This window comes from Roseococcus suduntuyensis (assembly GCF_014196305.1).
Lineage (GTDB): Bacteria > Pseudomonadota > Alphaproteobacteria > Acetobacterales > Acetobacteraceae > Roseococcus > Roseococcus suduntuyensis.
In genome coordinates this window covers 17,600-35,784 of record NZ_JACIDJ010000005.1, presented here as the reverse complement: position 1 = coordinate 35,784, position 18,185 = coordinate 17,600, and the positions used below count along the sequence as shown (strand labels likewise).

Sequence of the window (18,185 nt, the reverse complement as noted above, 5' to 3'; positions counted from 1 at the left end):
CCGCCCACCTCTTCGCATGGCCGCCGTGAAGATGCGGTTAAGCCCGCGCGCGCCCCCGCCTTAACCGTGCGTCAACGGGCAGGCGGCCAAGGTCAGGTGTAGGAGGACTCCATCATGGACAGCATGGCCGCGCCACTTCCCCTGCCCGCGCTGGAACGCCTGGTCGCCGCGCTGATCGCCGCCGAGCTGAATGCCGGCGGGCGCCGGCTGAACGGCGCGGAGGTCGCGCGCTGGGATGGCGCGCAACGGCTGGACGCGGAGGGCCTGGCCCTGGACAGCCTGGAGCTGCTGGCCTGCGGCGCCGCGGTGAACGCCTTCTTCCACCTGCACGAGAGCGGCATCGAGGACATGCTGCTGCTGGAGCGGACCATCGCCGGCTGGGCCGGCCTCGTGCACCGCGCGCAGCAGGAAGGCTTCGCGCGCCTTACCTTCACCACCTCGGGCAGCACGGGCACGCCCAAGCCCTGCACCCACGACATCGCGACGCTGGAGGAGGAAGTCGCCTTCTTCGCCGGGCGCTTCGCCGGGCGCGGGCGCGTGGTGGCGCTGGTGCCGCCGCATCACATTTATGGCTTCCTCTTCACCGTGCTGCTGCCGCGCCGGCTGGACGTGCCGTTGCTCGATGCGCGCGGCCTTTCGGCCGGTGCCCTGCGGCGCGCGCTGCGCGGCGATGACCTTCTGGTGGCGCACCCGACCTCGCTGCTGGTGCTGCAGCGCAGCCTGGGCGGGCTGCCGAACGGGCTCCTCGTGACCAGTTCCACCGCGCCGCTGCCCGCGACGCTGCACGCCGCCATGCGCGCGATGGGAGCCGCGGAGATCATGGAGATCTACGGAAGTTCCGAGACCGCGGGCATCGCCACGCGCACCACCGCGGAGGGCCCGTTCCACCTGCTGCCACGCTGGCGTGCCGGCGGCGCGGAGGAAGACGCATCGGTGGTTGAACGCGCCACCGGGCGCGAATTCCCACTGCCCGACCGCGCCACCTGGCCATCGGCGCGCGCCCTGCACCTGAACGGCCGCAAGGACGAGGCGGTGCAGGTTGGCGGCGTCAACATATTTCCGCGTGAGCTGGAGGCGCGGCTGCGCGCGCTGCCCGGCGTGGCCGATTGCGCGCTGCGGTTGGACACCTCGCTGCCGGAGCCGCGGCTCAAGGCCTTCGTCGTGCCCGCGCAGCCGGCACAGGGTGCGGCGCTGGTGGCGGAGGTGGAGGCCCATTGCCGCAGCCACTGGTCCGCGCCCGAACGGCCCGTCCGCATCGCCCATGGCCCCGCCCTGCCACGCAGTGCGATGGGCAAGCCGCGCGACTGGAATCGTGACGAAGAAGATGTCGCGCTTGAGGGAGTTTTTACCAACAGCCGCGATGCTGCCGCGTGACCAGGGAGGTCAGCCGCCGCCGGCGGGGTCTTCCAGGGTCATGAATGACCGCAACCGATTTCTCGTTCCAAGACGGAGGACCCATACGTGACCATCAACAAGAGCCTGGCATCGAGCAGCCTGGCGGAAGTGATCGACCGCATCCTGGACAAGGGCGTCGTCGTGGACGCCTTCATCCGCGTGGCGCTGGTCGGCATCGAGCTGATCGCGATCGAGATCCGCGCGGTCGTCGCCTCGGTGGAGACCTACCTGAAGTATGCCGAGGCCGTGGGCCTGACCACCGACCCCGCCGCGGCCTGATGCGGCGCCCGCCTGGGGGGCAGGCGCCCCCCGGGCCCCTCTGTTTCCACGGCCAGCGAGGACCATGATGACCGACGGGCTGACCGGCAGCACAAGCGAAACCCATACCCTGGGCGGCGTCGCGGCGATCCAGGCGAACCGCGCCGCGCGGCGCCAGATGCGCGCGGGCCTGCGCGAGAAACTGCGGGAGGAGCGGGCGCGGCTGCGCCGCCTGCCCCCCGCCACGTCACCTGAGGAGCCGGTCGAGGTGGAAGCCACCTCGCTGCCGCCGCCCCAAGCCGCACCCCTGCCCAACGAACCCACGCCCGCCGAGATCCACCCGCCAGCCGAGGTGGAATGCACCGTCTTCGGCCAGCTCATCACCGACGCGGCACCGCCCGAGGCGGAACCCGCGCCCCCGGAACCCGCGCCCCCGGAACCCGAAGCCCCGGAACCCGAGGCGCCGGAGCCCGAGGCGCCGGAGCCTGAGCTCGAACCGCTTGTCGAAGCCGCTGCGGCCGACCTCCCGCCGGACGAAGAAGAGGAGCCTGCCGCACCGATCCTCGCTGCCGTGATGGCCCAGGATGCGCCGCCCGATCTCCCTCCCGCGGAGGAAGCGCCGCCCGCCATGGCGGTGGCCGAGGAAGCCATGCAAGACGTGGAGCCCGCCGCGCCCCCTGCCCTCCCTCTCCCCGGCATGGGGCCCGGCATGGTGCTGCGCCTGCGGCACCTCGGCATCGAGAGCACCGCCCAGATGGCCGAAGCCGATCCGGAGGCGCTGCGCCGCGCCCTCGGTCCCATCAGCCGTCTTGTCAATGTCGAGGGCTGGATCGCCGCGGCGCGCGAGACCGCCTGAGCGCGGCGCACGCTTCACCCGGGCGGCCCATGCCCTTCGCGCCATCAAGGGCATGGGCCAAACTGGGGAAACACGGGCGCCACCACATTCCGCATAGCGGTTCGTCGCCTCGCTGTGGCCATCACCACGCCAGCCGGCAGCCTTCGCCGCACCGCGGCGTTTCCGCCAGATGGACAATTGTACGGATGCCCTCGGCCGACCCTCTTCCAAAGAGGCCCAGCCGGCGGGGACGCCACGCGGTGGCAGCCGGCGCATTGGCCGTGGGCAGTCGGGCGAGGTCTGGCTGGCCGAGACGCCCGAGGGGCGCATCGCCACCAAGGTCTTTGTGGGCGGCACCTTGGGCAATTTGATCCACTACGTCCTGACCGGCGCGCCCAACCCCTACATCTGGAACGAGGACGCGGTGCGGACGGCCTTTGAGCGGCGTCGTCTGCTGCACATCCTGATCCCCTTCTGGCTCGGCGATCGGTTGACGATGTCCGACGCGGTCTCGGTCGGCTGGAACCCGGAGCGGATGGTCTGGGAACTGGGCACGCGCTTCGTCGAGGGGCGGACGGTGCCGCTGCTGCACCCCCTGCGCCCGGACGACGCCAATCTGCGCGTGCTGACGCACGAGGTGATGGCACCCCTCCATGCGCATCTGGTCGAGGCTGGGTTCATCGGCACCACCTGGCAGGCGGGCAAGGGCAACCCCGTCGCGCTCAACAATTTCCTGATGACGGAGCCCGGGCGCTTCGTCTTCATCGACGCGGAATCCGGCATTCCGGCCGTGGCGCCGCTGGACCCGTTCCGCATGCTCAGCTTCTACCTGCCGCATTCGCTGCGGATGCGACGGGTGCTGTTCGACGATGTGGACCTGCCCCGGCTGCGACACTACCTGGAGCACGAGGCCGGCCCCCTCGCCGCCGCCCTGGGGACCGACCGCCTGCGGGAGTTGCGGGAGCGCAGCGCGCGCCTTGGGGAACACCAGATCCGTTGGCGCGCCCTGTCGCGCACGGAGCGTGCCGTGGCCTATCACCACTCCAAATGCCGCCTGACCAACGCCCAGGCGGAACATTTCCGCACCCACCCCTGGCAGTGGCGCGGGCGCGAGGCCGGGCGTGGGCTCGCCAAGGCCTCGGCCTGGCTTCGCACGGCCCTGACTCCCAGGCGGCGGCGAGGGCCTGGCCTGGGCGAAAGGGCGCGCGGCTGGGCGGCCAATCTGCGCGGCTTCGTGACCTCGCAGGATTACAGGCACGAGATCGGCCGCCGCTATGTCGAGGGCCGCATCGGGGCCTGGCAGGAACGCGGGCAGCTGTCGGCGGGGGATGCGGCGGCGCTGCGGCGCGACCTCGCGCGGATGGACGAGGCCGGGAGCTACATCTCGGACTTCGGCGCGCATCTCGGGCTGAAGGGCACCTTCCTCCTGCTGGAGCTGCTGCTGCTGGGCGGGCTGGGCCTGCTGGGCGTGCCCTGGCTGATGCTGGGGCTGATCCTGGTGCTCGACGGGCCGATCTACCGCTCGGTCTATACGCTGTGGCGGAGTGCGAGGGCGATCGCCGCAAGGCGGTCCCCACCCTGGGTGGCCCTGCTGGTGGGGCTGGTGCCCTTCCTGGGCAGCCTGGCCTTTCCGGCACAGATGATCTGGTCCGCCCGGGGTGCCGAGGATGACCTGGCGCGATTCATCCTGTGCGACAGCTTCACCCGCATCGGTGAGAAGCTGCCGGTGTGGAACGGCAAGGATTCGCTGGTGGAACACCGGATGAACCGGCTGGGGATGGCGCTGGCCGGAGCTTCGGCGCGCCGGCGGCAGGCATGACCAGGGGATAGAGCTGGCGGACCCGAATGGATTCGAACCATCGACCTCTGCCTTCGGAGGGCAGCGCTCTATCCAGCTGAGCTACGGGTCCCTGACCTGCTTATAGGTGCCGCCCGCCCGGGGCGGAAGCCCCTTCGGCCGAGTTGGCGAAGCCGCCCCGCAGCACATCGCGCAGCCCAGGCGATGTGGCGGGGTCGAAGGGCACCGGGCGGCAGGCCGTCATGGCCAGGAGGCCGAAGCGGGCCATGCGCTGGCCGGTCACGCCGGCCTCGGCGGCGCGGCCCAGCACATAGCCCAACCAATGGCCCCCGGCCGAGGCCATCGCATCCCCCGCCGCATCCACGCCCGCCACCAGCGCGGCATCGGCCACCACGCGCCGCATCAGGCGCCACTCCGCGATCCGGCCGGGCCGCAGCCCGTAGAGCGCGGCCAGCCGACGCAGCAGAAGCACCGCGCGGCCGACGAACAGCAGCAGGTCGGCCAGGGGCGTGGGGCTGACCATGCCCAGGACCGCGGCCCCGCGCGCCGCCTCGGCGATGGCGCGCAGCGCGGGTTCATCCACCGGGCCCAGCACCTCGCACACGAAGGCCGCCTGGATCTGGGCGGCGTCGGAGGCACCCGCGGCCGCCTCGCGCCACCGCGCCAGCGCCGCGGCGTCGGTGGCGCCACGGGCCTGGAGGGAGGCCGCCAGCCGCTCCAGGCTGCGCGCCATGCCCGCCATGTCGCGCGCCTGGGCCACCTGTTCGGCGCGGATCGCCTCGGCCTCGTCGAGCGCGCGCAGCGCCGACAACTCGCGCTGCACGATGCGCCCGACGCCCAGCGCCAGCAGCGCGCCGCCGGCCACGCCCACCCATGCGCCCGGCCCGCCTTCGCCCAGCCAACGCCACAGCGTCTCCGCCAGCCAGGCGAAGCCCAGCGTGCCGGCACCGGCCAGCACCAGCCCGACACCCCCCAGGCCCCGGCGTGCGGGTCGGACGGGTTCGGCGGGCAACAGGGCCGGCACCGGCGGCGCGGGCGTGAAGGCGGCGTGGCCGAGTTCGGGCGCAAACACAGGTTCTGCGGGCGAAACGGGCGGCACGGCGTGTTCAGCGCGCCCGGTCTCGGGGCGGAAGACTTCAGGGTCAGGCATGGCCGTCCAGCAGGAATTCCAGCGCCTCGTCGAGGCCCAGATGCGGCAGGTCGTGCCGCGCGCGGAGCGATTCGGGGTCGGGCAGGAATTCGGGCCAGTCGAAGCCCACCAGCCCCGCCGCCTCCCAGGCCGCCCAGTCGCGCGCGGTGGGCGGGCCGGCGGGCGGGGCGGGGAAGCGGAAGGTCACGCCGCAGTCCAGCGCGCCGGTCGCGCGGTCGCGCACGCAGCCGGCCACCAGGGGGCGGCCCTCCGCATCCTTGCCGTCCCGCGTGGCGGCGATGGCGGAGAGCGCCAGGCTGCGGGCCTGCTCACGCTCGCCCTGGGTGCCGGCGAGGCCACCCAGCAGCATGTCGAGATGGGCACGCAGCCGCTGCCGGCCTTTCGGGGGCAAATAGTCGGCCTTGGTGGCGGCATAGAGCACCCGCACCGCGCCGCCAAAAAATCGCGCCAGGACGCCCATGCGCGGCCGCATGGCCTGGGCCACCTGTGTCAGCGCCGCGCTCGCGTCGGCATAGCCTTCCGGCCCGGAGGAGAGAGCGCCCAGCAGGTCGAACAGGACCACCTGGCGCGTGGTGCCAGGGCCGCGCAGGCTGTCGAAGAAGCCGCGCACATGGTCACGCCGATAGGCCTGGTAGCGGCGCCCCAGCACCGCGGCGAAGCTGCCCGCGGGGACGCGCTTCGCGGAGGCCGGCAGGGGGAAGAAGCGGAATTCCTCCTGCGCCAGGATGGCCGCGCGCCCGCCCACCTTCTCCGGCCGCAGGAACAGGCCGGGCTGCAGCAGGGCGAGGCGACCCTGGGTTCGGGCCGCCTCCAGGAATTCCACGAAGGCCAGGTGCGCGGCCCGCGCCGCCTCGTCCGAATAGGGTTGGGCGGGGTTGATGGCGTTGATCGCGGCCAGGGCGGAACCGGCCAGCGCGGCACGCGGCGGGCGTGCCATGGCGGCCAGCGTGGCCTGGCTCCAGGCCGCGAAATCCTGGTCGAGCATGGGCAGGTCCAGCGCCCATTCCCCCGGATAGTCCAGGATGGTGACGCGGCGCGTCTCGCGCTGTTTCGCGTCAGCGCGGCGCAGCACCCGATCCAACGCGCGCAGCGCCAATCCGGGCGGGTTCTCCAGCGTCAGTTCGAGGGTGATGGCGCGGACGCTGTTGGTCGCTTCCGGCCAATGCGGGCTTTCGGCTCGCAGCGCGGCGAGGTTGGCCTCATAGGGAAAGGCCTCGATGGCCTGCACCGCGCCCTGCGGTGGCACGGGCCGCGCATGCACCAGGCGGCCCGTCCGCGCCGCCCCCCAGGCCGGGAAGGCCTGGGGCACTCGCGGGGCGATGCACAGCGCATGCACCAGCCCCGTGATGAAGGCGGTCTTGCCCGCCCGCGAGAGGCCGGTGACGCAAAGGCGCAGGTCACGGGCCAATGGCGTGCCTCAGAAGATGCCGGGCTTGCTCTCCGCCAGCGTCCCTTTCGGCAGGGCCACATTCAGCGCGGAAAGCTCGCCTGCCTTCAGGCTCAGCACGCCCTCGGCGGCCTCGATGAAGCGGTTGGCCTCGCGCGTGGTGATGATGCCATCCGTCAGCGTCAGGAACTTGCGGATGTAGTCCGCCCGGCCGAAGGGCTTGGCGCCGCGCGGGTGGGCATTGGCCACGCCCAGCTCATCCACCTTCTTCGTGCCGTCCTTGAACAGGATTTCCACGCGCCCGCCGAAGGCCAGCGTGTCGGGGTCCTTCGAGTGGTAGCGCTCGGTCCATTCCGGGGCCTCGCGCGTCTCGATCTTGTGCCACAGCCGCACGGTGTCGGCGCGGCCCGCGCGCTTGGGCGCGTAGCTGTCCACATGGTGCCAGCTGCCGTCCTGCAGGGCGACGGCGAAGATGTACATGATGGAATGGTCCAGCGTCTCGCGGCTGGCCTTGGGGTCCATCTTCTGCGGGTCGTTGGCACCGGTACCGATCACGTAATGGGTGTGGTGGCTGGTGTGGATGATGATCTTCTCGATGCTGTCCCAATCCTCGATGCCCTCGCGCATGCGGAAGGCCAGGTCGATCAGCGCCTGGGACTGGTACTCCGCGCTGTGCTCCTTGGTGTAGCTGTCCAGGATGGCGCGCTTGGGCTCGCCCGCGCCGGGCATCGGCACCTGGTAGTAGTCGGGGTCGTAGACGGTCTTGCGGCCCTTGCTGTCGGCCTGCGTGCGGCCGGCCAGGACCCAGGCGATGACGCTGTCCTCGCCCTCATAGATGGGGCTGGGGGCACCCTCGCCGCGCATGCAGCGGTCCACGGCCTCCACGGCCAGCTTGCCGGCATGGGCGGGGGCATAGGCCTTCCAGGAGCTGATCTCGCCCTTGCGCGACTGGCGGAAGGAGATGCTGGTGTGCAGCGCCTGCTGCACGGACTGGAAGATCACCTCCTGCTTGAGGCCGAGCAGCGTGCCGATACCGGCCGCGCTCGCGGGGCACAGGTGCGCGATGTGGTCCACCTTGTGCTCGTGCAGGCAGATGGCGCGCACCAGGTTGATGTGGATCTCGTAGCCGGTGGCGAGGCCCCGGATCAGGTCGCGGCCCGAACGGCCCATCGCCTGGGCGACGGCCAGCACGGGCGGGATGTTGTCGCCGGGGTGGGAGTAGTCGGCCGCCAGGAAGGTGTCGTGCATGTCCAGTTCACGCACCGCGGTCCCGTTCGCCCAGGCCGCCCATTCGGGGCTGACGGTGGTGCCGGCGGGCATGCCGAACACCGTGGCCCCGCCCTCCTTCTTCTTGTGGCCCAGCGCCATGCCGCGGGCCGAGACGACCGGGCGGCGGTTGATGGCCGCGATCGCCACCGCCGCGTTGTCGATGATGCGGTTGATGATCATGGCGGAGACGGCCTTCTCCACCGCCACCTTGTCGGTGGCCACGCCCGCAATCTTCCAGGCGAGCTGCTCCTCGCGCGGCAGCAGCGCCTTGGAGGGGTGGACCTTTACCGTATGCGTCTGCATGGACAAGCATTTCCTTCCGAAAAGCAGGCAGGTCAACGCTTGGCGATGCGTGCGCCCGCGCCTAGCCTGCTGAATATCGCGCGGGCGGAGTGTATCGGCCGCCCCGCGCATGGCAACTCTGGGGGCAAGCCGAAATGGCGTTCGATCTGGTGGTCCGCGGCGATCTGGTGCTGTCGGACGGCATTCTGGAAGGCGGCTATGTCGCGGTGCGGGGGGGCGTGATCGCCGCCATCGGCCAGGGGGCGCCGCCCGCCGCGGCCGAGACGGTCGATCATTCCGGCATGCTGGTCTTCCCGGGCCTGGTGGACGGGCACATGCACACTAGCAGTTCCACCGGCTGGCCGGGCATCGAGGGCGCGTCCAGGACGGCCGCCGCCGGCGGCGTCACCACCTGCGTGGACATGCCCTATGACGTGCCGACGCCGGTGACGGATGCCGCCATCCTGCGCGACAAGATCGAGCATGTGCACCGGCTGTCGCATGTGGACATGGCGCTTTACGGCACCATCCGGAAGGATGGGAATGTCGAGGACATCGCGGGGCTGGTGGCGGGGGGCGTCTGCTCCTTCAAGCTGTCCACCTATGAATACGACCCGGTGCGCTTCCCCCGCATCGACCACCCCACCATGCTGCGCGCCTTCGCCGAGATCGCGAAGTCCAACCTCATGGTCGCGATCCACAACGAGGACCAGGAGCTGGTGGTGCGCCTGACCGAGCAGGCCCGCGCCGCCGGTGAAACCCACCCCATCATGCATTGCCGCACGCGCCCGCCGCTGTGCGAGACGATGGCGGACCTCGAGATCTTCGAGATGGCGCTGGAGACGGGCTGCCACGTCCACATCGCGCATTCCTCGCTGGCGCGCGGCTTCGACCTGGCCGAGATCTTCCGCAAGCAGGGCGCCCGCACCTCGGGCGAGGCCTGCATCCAGTATCTCTGCATGACCGAGGAGGACCTGCTGCGCCTCGAAGGCTTCGGCAAGTGCAACCCGCCCTTCCGCAGCGCCGAGGAAGTCGAGCGCATGTGGGCGGCGTTGGCGGCCGGCAAGATCGCCTATGTCTCCACCGACCACGCCCCCTGGCCGCGCGACCGCAAGGTCTACCGCGGCGACATCTTCACGGTGGGTGCCGGGCTGACCGGCATGCAGTCCTTCGCGCCGCTGATGTTCACCCTGCTGGAGAAGCGCGGCCTGCCACTGACCCACATGGCGAGCCTCTGCGCCGAGCGCCCCGCGCGCTTCCATGGCCTGTTCCCTAAGAAGGGCGCCATCCGCATCGGCTGCGACGCGGACATGGTCGTGATGGAGCGCGGCCGCTTCCCCTTCGACCCCGCCACCATCCAGGACCGCGAGGATGCCCGCTGGTCGCCCTATGAGGGGATGGAGATGACGGCGCGCGTGGCCTCCACCTATCTGCGCGGCGGCCGCATCTGGGACGGCAAGGCCGTGCTCGCCAAGCCCGGCACCGGCCGCTTCGTGCCGCGCCAGCATGGCGAGTGCTTTCTCGGCTGAGATCAACGTCGGGTGAACACCCGGACATGATTTCACCGAAGTGAAACAGACGCCCCTGGGGATGTTCGGCTAAGCGCCGACCGGACAATTCCCCAGGAGGTCTGATGTTGCTCCGCCGCATGTTCGCCGCCGCCGCGCTGGTCGCGGCCGGCTTCTCCCTCCCCGCCGCCGCGCAGACACAGGACTGCCCGCGCGGCACGCTGGACGCGCGCTTCTGCGACCGCGACGGCGACCTGGTCGCCGATGCGCCCACCAATGCGCGTGAGCTGGTGGACCCCGCCACGCTGGTCTTCGCCTATACCCCGGTGGAAGACCCCGCCGTCTATCGCCGCGTGTGGCAGGAATTCCTGGACCACCTGGCGCGCGAGACGGGCAAGCGCGTGCAGTTCTTCGCCGTGCAGTCCAACGCCGCGCAGATCGAGGCGATGCGCGCCGGCCGCCTGCATGTGGCCGGCTTCAACACCGGCTCCAACCCGTTGGCCGTGAACTGCGCGGGCTTCGTGCCCTTCGCCATGATGGCCGCGCGCGATGGCCGCTTCGGCTACGAGATGGAGATCATCGTCCAGGCCGATGGCCCGCTGCAGCGCCTCGAGGACCTGCGCGGCCGCCTGGTGGCGTTCACGTCGCAGACCTCCAATTCGGGCTTCAAGGCGCCTTCCGCGCTGCTGGCCAGCCAGTTCAACCTCGTGGCCGACCGCGACTTCCGCACCGCCTTCTCGGGCCGGCACGACAACAGCATCCTGGGCGTGGCCAACCGCGACTATGACGCGGCCGCCATCGCCAACTCGGTGATGACGCGCATGGTGGCGCGCAACGCCGTGGACCCCGCGCGCATCCGCACCATCTACCGCAGCGCCTCCTTCCCCACCACGGGCTATGGCCACGCGCACAACCTGAACCCGCAGCTGGCCGAGCGCATCCGCGGCGCCTTCTTCAACTTCAACTGGGAAGGCACCGGCCTGCAGCGCGAATTCGCCTCGGCGCAGCCGCCGCAGGAGGTGTTCATCCCCATCACCTACCGCCAGCATTGGGAAGTGGTGCGCCAGATCGACGCGGCGATGGACGTTTCCTACACCTGCCGCTGACCGGCTGAACCTGCCGCCGCCGCCCGCGCCCCAAAGGCGCCGGGCGGCGGCTTTCCTTTGACCGGACACACCGCCATGCCCGAGAACGCCACCCCCCTCCTCGACATCGCCGGCCTGACCAAGCGCTACCCCACGGGGGACCTCGCGCTGACCGATGTCAGCCTGCGCGTGCCGCCTGGCCAGGTGATGGCGCTGATCGGCCCCTCGGGCGCGGGCAAATCCACCCTCATCCGCTGCGTGAACCGGCTGGTGGAGCCGAGCTCCGGGACGGTGGTGCTGGCTGGGGAGGCGCTGACGACGCTCAGCCGCGGCGCCCTGCGGCGCGCGCGCCGGCGCATGGGCATGATCTTCCAGGAATACGCGCTGGTGGAGCGGCTGACGGTGATGGAGAACGTGCTCTCCGGGCGCCTCGGCTACACCGGCTTCTGGGCCTCCTGGTTCCGCCGCTTTCCTCGCCGCGACGTGGAGGAGGCCTTCCGCCTTCTGGACCGCGTGGGCCTCGCCCACATGGCCGACAAGCGGGCCGATGCGCTCTCGGGCGGGCAGCGGCAGCGCGTGGGCATCGTGCGCGCGCTGATGCAGGACCCGGCCCTGCTGCTGGTGGACGAGCCCACCGCCAGCCTCGACCCCAAGACCAGCCGGCAGATCATGCGGCTGATCGTGGAGCTGTGCGAGGAACGTGGCCTCGCCGCCATCATCAACATCCATGACGTGGCGCTGGCACAGGAATTCGCGCGCCGCATCGTGGGGCTGCGCGCGGGCCGCATCGTCTTCGACGGCGGGCCGGACACGCTGGACGCGGCGGCGCTGACCTCGATCTATGGCGAGGAGGACTGGTCCCGCACGATCCGCCGCCTGGAGACCGAGGAGAACGTGGCGGAGACGGTGGCGTGAGCGCCACGAATGCCGGCACGGCGGGTTTCGACGCCGCCGCCGCCGCACGCGCCTGGCGCCCGCCTCCGCTGATCGAGAGCCCGCTGCTGCGCTATGCCGTCTATCTGGGCGCGCTGCTCTATGTCGTGCTGGGCGTCGTCACCGTCGAGGTGAACTGGACGCGCGCGGCCGAGGGCATGGGCCGCGCGGCGGGTTTCCTCTCGGGCTTCTTTCCGCCCGATTTCGTTTCCAAGGGCGATGACATCTTCGAAGGGCTGATGGAAAGCCTGACGATGACGGTGGTCTCGACCGCACTCGGCATCGCGCTGTCCATCCCGGTAGCACTGGGCGCCTCGCGCAACCTCGCACCCCTGCCCATCTACCTGTTCTGCCGCGCCATCATCGCCGTCAGCCGCACCTTCCAGGAAATCATCATCGCCATCGTCTTCGTGGCGATGGTGGGCTTCGGGCCGCTGGCCGGCATGCTGACGCTGACCTTCGCCACCGTGGGCTTCATGGCGAAGCTCCTGGCGGAGGACATCGAGGACATCGAGGCCGCCCAGGCCGAGGCCGTGCGCGCCACCGGCGCCGGGTGGTTCTCCTGGATCGCGTGGTCCGTGCTGCCCCAGGTGAAGCCGCGGCTCATCGGGCTTTCGGCCTATCGCCTCGACATCAATTTCCGCGAGAGCGCGGTGCTGGGCCTGGTGGGTGCCGGCGGCATCGGCGACACGCTGAACACCGCCTTCGACCGCTACGAGTTCGACACGGCGGCCGCCGTGCTGCTCATCATCATCGCGATTGTCCTCGTCTGCGAATACACGAGCGGCTGGATCCGACGGAAGGTGCAATAGCATGCCCATCCTCGAACGCGCGGGCGGCACGCCCGAATGGAAGCGTCGGACCACGGCGCAGGACCTGATGGTCTGGACGGGATGGCTGGCCGGCGTGGCGCTGGCCGTGGCCTGTTTCCAGTTCATCTCGGACCGCACCATCTGGGCCTTCGTCTGGGACGCGCCGCAACAGGGCGCGGACCTGGTGTCGCGCATGTTCCCGCCGCGCTGGTCGTATGCGGACCAGCTGTGGAAGCCGCTGTGGGACACGATCAATATCGCGACCCTGGGCACGCTCATTGCCATCCTGTTCGGCGTGCCGCTCGCCTTCCTGGCGGCGCACAACACCACGCCGTCGGTGCTGTTCGTGCGGCCGGTGGTGCTGTTCATCATCGTGGCCAGCCGGTCCATCAACGCGCTGATCTGGGCGCTGATCCTGGTCATCATCCTGGGGCCGGGCGTGCTGGCGGGCATCCTCGCCATCGCGCTGCGCTCCATCGGCTTCATCGCGAAGCTGCTCTATGAGGCGATCGAGGAGATCGACCCCAGCCAGGTCGAGGCCCTGCGCGCCTCGGGCGCCAGCAACCCGCAGGTGCTGGCCTGGGGCATGGTGCCGCAGGTGATGCCGGCCTTCGCGGGCATCAGCGTCTTCCGCTGGGACATCAACATCCGCGAGGCGACGGTGCTGGGGCTGGTGGGCGCGGGGGGCATCGGCATGCAGCTCGAAGCCTCCATCAACACGCTGGCCTGGCCGCAGGTGACGATGATCTTCATCCTGATCCTGGGGATGGTCGCGGTCAGCGAATGGCTCTCGGCGCGGGTGCGGCACGCCATCATTTGACTGTCATCGAAATATCAAACTGAAGCGCTGCGTGGCGGGCTAGCTTGCCCGCCATGGAGAGTGAACGCGCCGCCCTCGGCTTCACCGCGCTGGGACAGACCACCCGGCTGGAGCTGATGCGCCTGCTGCTCGGCCGCGGCCCCACCGGGCTCGCGGCCGGCGAGATCGCGGCGGCGCTGGGCGCCACGCCCTCCACCCTCTCCTTCCATCTGCGCGCGCTGGAACAGGCGGGGCTGATCCGCCCCACCCGCATCGGGCGCAGCCTCGTCTATGCGGCGCAGGTCGCGGCGCTGCGCGACCTGCTCGCCTACCTCACCGAACCCTGCTGCGACGGCACGGCCGCGCGCTGCGGCGACCTCGCGACCCTTCTCCCCACCACGGCCCCCCATCGGGCCAAGGAGGCCATGATGCCCGCCTTCAACGTGCTCTTCCTGTGCAGCCGCAACTCCGCGCGCTCCATCATGGCGGAGGCCATCCTGAACAAGCTGGGCGAGGGCCGCTTCCGCGCCTTCTCCGCGGGCTCCGAGCCTTCTCCGGAAGGCCCCATGCCCGAGGTGGTGGCGCAACTCAGCGCGCTCGGCCATGACGTGTCGGGTCTGTCGAGCAAATCCTGGAACCTGTTCATGGAGCCGGACGCGCCGCGGATGGATTTCGTCATCACCCTCTGCGACATCCTGGCCGGCCAGTCCTGCCCCGATTTCGGCGAGACCATGATCACCGCCGCCTGGCCCCTGCCCGACCCCGCCAAGTTCAGTGGCAACGCCGCCGAGCGCGCCAGCCTGCTGAACGAACTCTATGCCGGGCTGCACCGCCGCATCGGCATCTTCACGAGCCTGCCCATCGCGGCGCTCGATCGCATCGCATTGAAGGCACGGCTGAATGAGCTGGCGCATCCGGCGGGAGCCCGGGCATGAAGGTCATGTTGGGAGACATGCGCATGAAAGTCATGTCGGAGACGTGCGCATGAAAGTCGGCATCAACGGGATGGGCCGCATCGGGCGGCTCGCGCTGCGCGCGGCGCTGGGTGCGGCCGAGCGCCAGAACAGCGACCCGCGCGCCGGCAACCGCCTGGACGTGGTCCATCTGAACGAGGTGAAGGGCGGCATCGCCGCCACCGCGCATCTGCTGGAATTCGACAGCGTGCAGGGCCGCTGGCGCGCGGATTTCGCGGCCGATGACAGTGCCCTGCGCGTCAACGACCGGCGCATGACCTTCTCCGAGCACGGCAAGCCTGGCGACATTCCCTGGGGGGATCTCGGCGTGGAGGTCGTGCTGGAATGCACCGGAAAATTCCTCAGCCCCGAGACCCTCCAGGGCCATCTCGACCGCGGCGCCAAGCGCGTGATCGTGGCCGCCCCTGTGAAGTTCGACAGCGTGCTGAACGTGGTGGTGGGGGTGAACGAGACCCTCTATGACCCCGCGCGCCACCCCATCGTGACGGCCGCTTCCTGCACCACCAACTGCCTCGCCCCCGTGGTGAAGGTGGTGCATGAGGCCATCGGCATCCGCCACGGGCAGATCACGACCATCCATGACCCCACCAACACCAATGTCGTGGTGGACGCGCCGCACAAGGATCTGCGGCGCGCGCGCTCGGCCATGCTGTCGCTCCAGCCCACCACCACGGGCAGCGCCACGGCCATCGCGCTGATCTATCCGGAGCTGAAGGGCAAGCTGAACGGGCACGCCGTGCGCGCGCCGGTTCTGAATGCGTCGTTGACCGACTGCGTGTTCGAGATGCGCCGCGAGGTCACGGTAGAGGAGGTGAACGCCCTCTTCGCCGAGGCCGCCGCCGGGCCGCTCGCCGGCATCCTGGGCTATGAGACGCGCCCCCTGGTCAGCGCCGACTATGCCCGCGACACCCGCAGCGCCATCGTGGACGCGCTGTCCACCATGGTCACCGACGGCACGCTGCTGAAGATCTACGCCTGGTATGACAACGAGATGGGCTATGCCTGCCGTATGGTGGATCTGGCCTGCCATATGGAGTCCGTCGGGCTGTGAGGAACTACGCCACCGTCACCGCCGCCTATTGGGGTTTCACGCTGACCGATGGCGCCTTGCGGATGCTGGTGCTGCTGCATTTCTTCCAGCTGGGCTACTCGCCCTTCACACTGGCCTTCCTCTTCCTGCTCTATGAGGCGGCGGGCATCGGCGCGAACCTGATCGGCGGGTGGCTCGCCACGCGCTTCGGCATCGCGCGGATGCTGGCGGTGGGGTTGTCGGCGCAGGTGTCGGGCTTCCTGCTGCTGTCGGCGGTATCGCCCTCCTGGGGGGCGGCGCTGTCGGTGGCGTGGGTGGTGGTGGCGCAGGGCGTCTGCGGCGTGGCGAAGGACCTGACCAAGACGGCCAGCAAATCGGCCATCAAGATCACGCATGACGAAGCACTTCGTACGGCGGCCGATTCACGCCTCCAGGCTTCGCCTTCCAGCGATCGGACGCCGGCTGGCGGCGAAAGCCAGCTTTTCCGATGGGTCGCCTTCTTCACCGGCAGCAAGAACGCCATGAAGGGCCTGGGCTTCTTCCTGGGCGGGCTGCTGCTGGAAGCTTTGGGCTTCCGCGGCGCGCTCTGGGCCATGGCGGCGGCGCTGCTGCTGGTGCTGGCCTTCGTGCTGCTGAGCCTGCCACCGATGATGGGCAAGGCGCGCGCCTCGAAATCCGCGAAGGAACTCTTCGCGAAGAATGCGGGCGTGAACCTGCTGGCCGCCGCGCGCGTCTTCCTCTTCGGCGCGCGCGACGTGTGGTTCGTGGTGGGGCTGCCGGTGTTCCTCTACGCCAGCGGCTGGACCTTCACGATGGTGGGTGGGTTCCTCGCGGTCTGGACCATCGGCTACGGCATCATCCAGGCGGCGGCACCCGCGGTGGTGCGGCGCAGCGCGGACGGCCTCTCCACCGAGGTGCCCGCCGCGCGGAGCTGGTCGCTGGCGCTGGCGCTGGTGCCGGCGATCCTGGCCGCGATGATGCTGGGCGGCGTGCCGCGCGCCGACCTCTTCGTGCCCATCGGCCTGTGCGTCTTCGGCGCGCTGTTTGCGGTGAATTCCTCGGTGCATTCCTACCTCGTGCTGGCCTATGCGGGCAGCGAGAAGGCGGCCGAGGATGTGGGCTTCTACTACGCCGCCAATGCCGCCGGGCGGTTCATGGGCACGCTGCTGTCGGGCCTGCTCTACATGGCGGGCGGGCTGGTGGCCTGCCTCCTGGGGGCCGCCGCCATGCTGGCCATCTGCTGGCTGGTCACGCTGGCGCTGCCCACGCGCCAGCCGCACCACGCACGACCAGGGGCGGCCTGATCAGCGCCGCCAGTCGAAGGGTTCCGCGCGCGGCAGGCCGAGGTTGTCGCGCAGCGTGACCCCGTCGAACTCGCGCCGGAACAGGCCGCGCCTCTGCAATTCCGGCACCACGAGGCGCACGAAATCCTCGTAGCTGCCCGGCATGTGGGTCGCCGCCAGCACGAAGCCGTCGCAGGCGCCCCCCTCGAACCATGCCTGCATCTGGTCGGCCACCTGGGTGGGCGTACCGCTGAAGCAGGTGAATTCGTGGATGGTGCCGCGGCGGCTGATCTCCACGAAGTCGCGCAAGGTGGGGTTGGTCTTGCCGCTGATGCGCACCACGCGGTCGCGCAGCGCCTGCAGGCCCTTGATGCCGGCCAGCTCGTCATCGGTGAAGGCCTCGTCCATGCCCTTGGCGCCGAAGTCGTAGTTCAGCACCTCCGACAGCAGGGCCAGGCCATCAATGGGCTTGGCCAGCCCCTCGATCAGCGCACGCTTCTCGGCCGCCTCTTCCTCGGTCTCGCCCACCACGCAATAGACGGCGGGGCAGAGGCGCACGCTGGCAGGATCACGGCCCGACTTGGCCACCTGGTCCTTGAAGCTCGCATAGGAAAGCTGGGCGGCCGCGATGTCCGGCGAGATCACGAAGACCAGATCACCCCAATGCGCCGCGAATTGCTGGCCACGCCCCGACTGCCCCGCCTGGATCAGCACCGGCCTTCCCTGTGGCGTGCGCGGCACGGTGAAGGGCCCGCGCGAGCGGAAGTACTTCCCCACATGGTCCAGGCGCTTCACCTTCGCCGGGTCCGCGAAGATGCCGCTCTCGCGATCCTGCACGATGGCGTCATCCGCCCAGCTGTCCCAGTGCGACAGCACCACCTCCAGGAACTCATCCGCGCGGTCATAGCGCAGGTCGTGCTCCAGGTGCGTGGTGGCGCCCATGTTGTGCGCCTCGCTGTCGTTCAGCGAGGTGACGACGTTCCACGCCACGCGCCCGCCCAGCATGTGGTCGAGCGTGGCGAAGACGCGGGCCACATGGAAGGGCTCGTAATAGGTGGTGGAATAGGTGGCGCCGAGACCGAGACGCGTCGTCGCCAGCCCCATCGCCGTCAGAATGGAAACGAGGTCCAGCTTCACCACCCGGATGCCGTGCCGCACCGCCTCGCCATGGTCATGGTTGAGGATGTCCGGCATGGCCAGGCGGTCGTCGAAGAAGGCCATGTGGAAGCGCCCCGCCTCCAGCGTGCGCGCGATGCGCTGGTAGTATTCGGGGCTGAGGTAGTCCTGCATCGTGGCCGGATGCCGCCAGGACCCCGGGTAGTTCGAGCAGTTCTGCGCTTGCAAGAAGGCGACAAGGGCCATCTGGCCTGGCCGGGCATGCGACATC

At 70.1% G+C, this 18,185-nt stretch carries 16 protein-coding genes and 1 tRNA gene; 12 read left to right on the top strand and 5 right to left on the bottom strand.

What is annotated here, in order from left to right; genetic code table 11:
- Positions 1 to 114: 114 nt before the first annotated feature.
- The 4 genes from GGQ83_RS13880 to GGQ83_RS13865 all read left to right on the top strand — a co-directional run bounded on the left by GGQ83_RS13880 (position 115) and on the right by GGQ83_RS13865 (position 4,307).
- Positions 115 to 1,374: an AMP-binding protein gene (locus tag GGQ83_RS13880; protein ID WP_184385024.1), complete on the top strand. Its 1,260-nt coding sequence runs from the start codon at positions 115 to 117 to the stop codon at positions 1,372 to 1,374.
- 87 nt (positions 1,375 to 1,461) lie between these two features.
- Positions 1,462 to 1,674: a gas vesicle structural protein GvpA gene (gene gvpA, locus GGQ83_RS13875; protein WP_184385022.1), complete on the top strand. Its 213-nt coding sequence runs from the start codon at positions 1,462 to 1,464 to the stop codon at positions 1,672 to 1,674.
- 67 nt (positions 1,675 to 1,741) lie between these two features.
- On the top strand, positions 1,742 to 2,509 hold the full coding sequence (locus GGQ83_RS13870; RefSeq protein ID WP_184385020.1) for a hypothetical protein: 768 nt from the start codon (positions 1,742 to 1,744) through the stop codon (positions 2,507 to 2,509).
- A 169-nt stretch (positions 2,510 to 2,678) separates the two neighbouring features.
- Positions 2,679 to 4,307, top strand: coding sequence for a hypothetical protein (locus GGQ83_RS13865; protein ID WP_184385018.1), 1,629 nt, complete (start codon positions 2,679 to 2,681; stop codon positions 4,305 to 4,307).
- Between the two features lie 14 nt (positions 4,308 to 4,321).
- On the opposite strand, the gene GGQ83_RS13860 is transcribed toward GGQ83_RS13865, so the two are convergent.
- The 4 genes from GGQ83_RS13860 to GGQ83_RS13845 all read right to left on the bottom strand — a co-directional run bounded on the left by GGQ83_RS13860 (position 4,322) and on the right by GGQ83_RS13845 (position 8,395).
- A tRNA-Arg gene (locus GGQ83_RS13860) sits at positions 4,322 to 4,398 on the bottom strand.
- A gap of 9 nt (positions 4,399 to 4,407) precedes the next feature.
- Positions 4,408 to 5,436 carry a DUF697 domain-containing protein gene (locus GGQ83_RS13855; RefSeq protein WP_184385016.1) on the bottom strand — a complete coding sequence of 343 codons (1,029 nt, stop codon included), beginning with the start codon at positions 5,434 to 5,436 and terminating at the stop codon, positions 4,408 to 4,410.
- Positions 5,429 to 6,844: a YcjX family protein gene (locus GGQ83_RS13850; protein WP_184385014.1), complete on the bottom strand. Its 1,416-nt coding sequence runs from the start codon at positions 6,842 to 6,844 to the stop codon at positions 5,429 to 5,431. The genes GGQ83_RS13855 and GGQ83_RS13850 overlap by 8 nt, the downstream gene beginning before the upstream one ends.
- A gap of 9 nt (positions 6,845 to 6,853) precedes the next feature.
- Complete coding sequence (locus GGQ83_RS13845) at positions 6,854 to 8,395, bottom strand: MmgE/PrpD family protein (RefSeq protein WP_184385012.1); 1,542 nt, start codon at positions 8,393 to 8,395, stop codon at positions 6,854 to 6,856.
- Positions 8,396 to 8,529: 134 nt separating this feature from the next.
- On the opposite strand from GGQ83_RS13845, the gene GGQ83_RS13840 reads away from it, so the two are divergent.
- The 8 genes from GGQ83_RS13840 (at position 8,530) to arsJ (ending at position 16,819) form a co-directional block, all read left to right on the top strand.
- A complete protein-coding gene (locus GGQ83_RS13840) occupies positions 8,530 to 9,903 on the top strand; it encodes a dihydroorotase (RefSeq protein WP_184385010.1) in 1,374 nt (457 codons plus the stop codon).
- Between the two features lie 104 nt (positions 9,904 to 10,007).
- Positions 10,008 to 10,988: a phosphate/phosphite/phosphonate ABC transporter substrate-binding protein gene (gene phnD, locus GGQ83_RS13835; protein WP_184385008.1), complete on the top strand. Its 981-nt coding sequence runs from the start codon at positions 10,008 to 10,010 to the stop codon at positions 10,986 to 10,988.
- Between the two features lie 75 nt (positions 10,989 to 11,063).
- Positions 11,064 to 11,882, top strand: a complete 819-nt coding sequence (phnC, locus tag GGQ83_RS13830) for a phosphonate ABC transporter ATP-binding protein (protein ID WP_184385006.1) — start codon at positions 11,064 to 11,066, stop codon at positions 11,880 to 11,882.
- Positions 11,879 to 12,712 carry a phosphonate ABC transporter, permease protein PhnE gene (phnE, locus tag GGQ83_RS13825; protein ID WP_184385004.1) on the top strand — a complete coding sequence of 278 codons (834 nt, stop codon included), beginning with the start codon at positions 11,879 to 11,881 and terminating at the stop codon, positions 12,710 to 12,712. The genes phnC and phnE (GGQ83_RS13825) overlap by 4 nt, the downstream gene beginning before the upstream one ends.
- A 1-nt stretch (position 12,713) precedes the next feature.
- On the top strand, positions 12,714 to 13,532 hold the full coding sequence (phnE, locus tag GGQ83_RS13820; RefSeq protein ID WP_184385002.1) for a phosphonate ABC transporter, permease protein PhnE: 819 nt from the start codon (positions 12,714 to 12,716) through the stop codon (positions 13,530 to 13,532).
- A 53-nt stretch (positions 13,533 to 13,585) separates the two neighbouring features.
- The gene (locus GGQ83_RS13815; protein WP_184385000.1) at positions 13,586 to 14,446 is read left to right on the top strand and encodes a metalloregulator ArsR/SmtB family transcription factor; all 861 of its coding nucleotides are present in this window, start codon (positions 13,586 to 13,588) and stop codon (positions 14,444 to 14,446) included.
- Positions 14,447 to 14,495: 49 nt separating this feature from the next.
- The gene (locus GGQ83_RS13810) at positions 14,496 to 15,536 is read left to right on the top strand and encodes an ArsJ-associated glyceraldehyde-3-phosphate dehydrogenase (RefSeq protein WP_184384998.1); all 1,041 of its coding nucleotides are present in this window, start codon (positions 14,496 to 14,498) and stop codon (positions 15,534 to 15,536) included.
- Positions 15,533 to 16,819 carry an organoarsenical effux MFS transporter ArsJ gene (arsJ, locus tag GGQ83_RS13805; RefSeq protein WP_311728195.1) on the top strand — a complete coding sequence of 429 codons (1,287 nt, stop codon included), beginning with the start codon at positions 15,533 to 15,535 and terminating at the stop codon, positions 16,817 to 16,819. The genes GGQ83_RS13810 and arsJ overlap by 4 nt, the downstream gene beginning before the upstream one ends.
- On the opposite strand, the gene GGQ83_RS13800 is transcribed toward arsJ, so the two are convergent.
- Positions 16,820 to 18,142: an LLM class flavin-dependent oxidoreductase gene (locus GGQ83_RS13800; RefSeq protein WP_242535106.1), complete on the bottom strand. Its 1,323-nt coding sequence runs from the start codon at positions 18,140 to 18,142 to the stop codon at positions 16,820 to 16,822.
- Between the last annotated feature and the right edge of the window lie 43 nt (positions 18,143 to 18,185).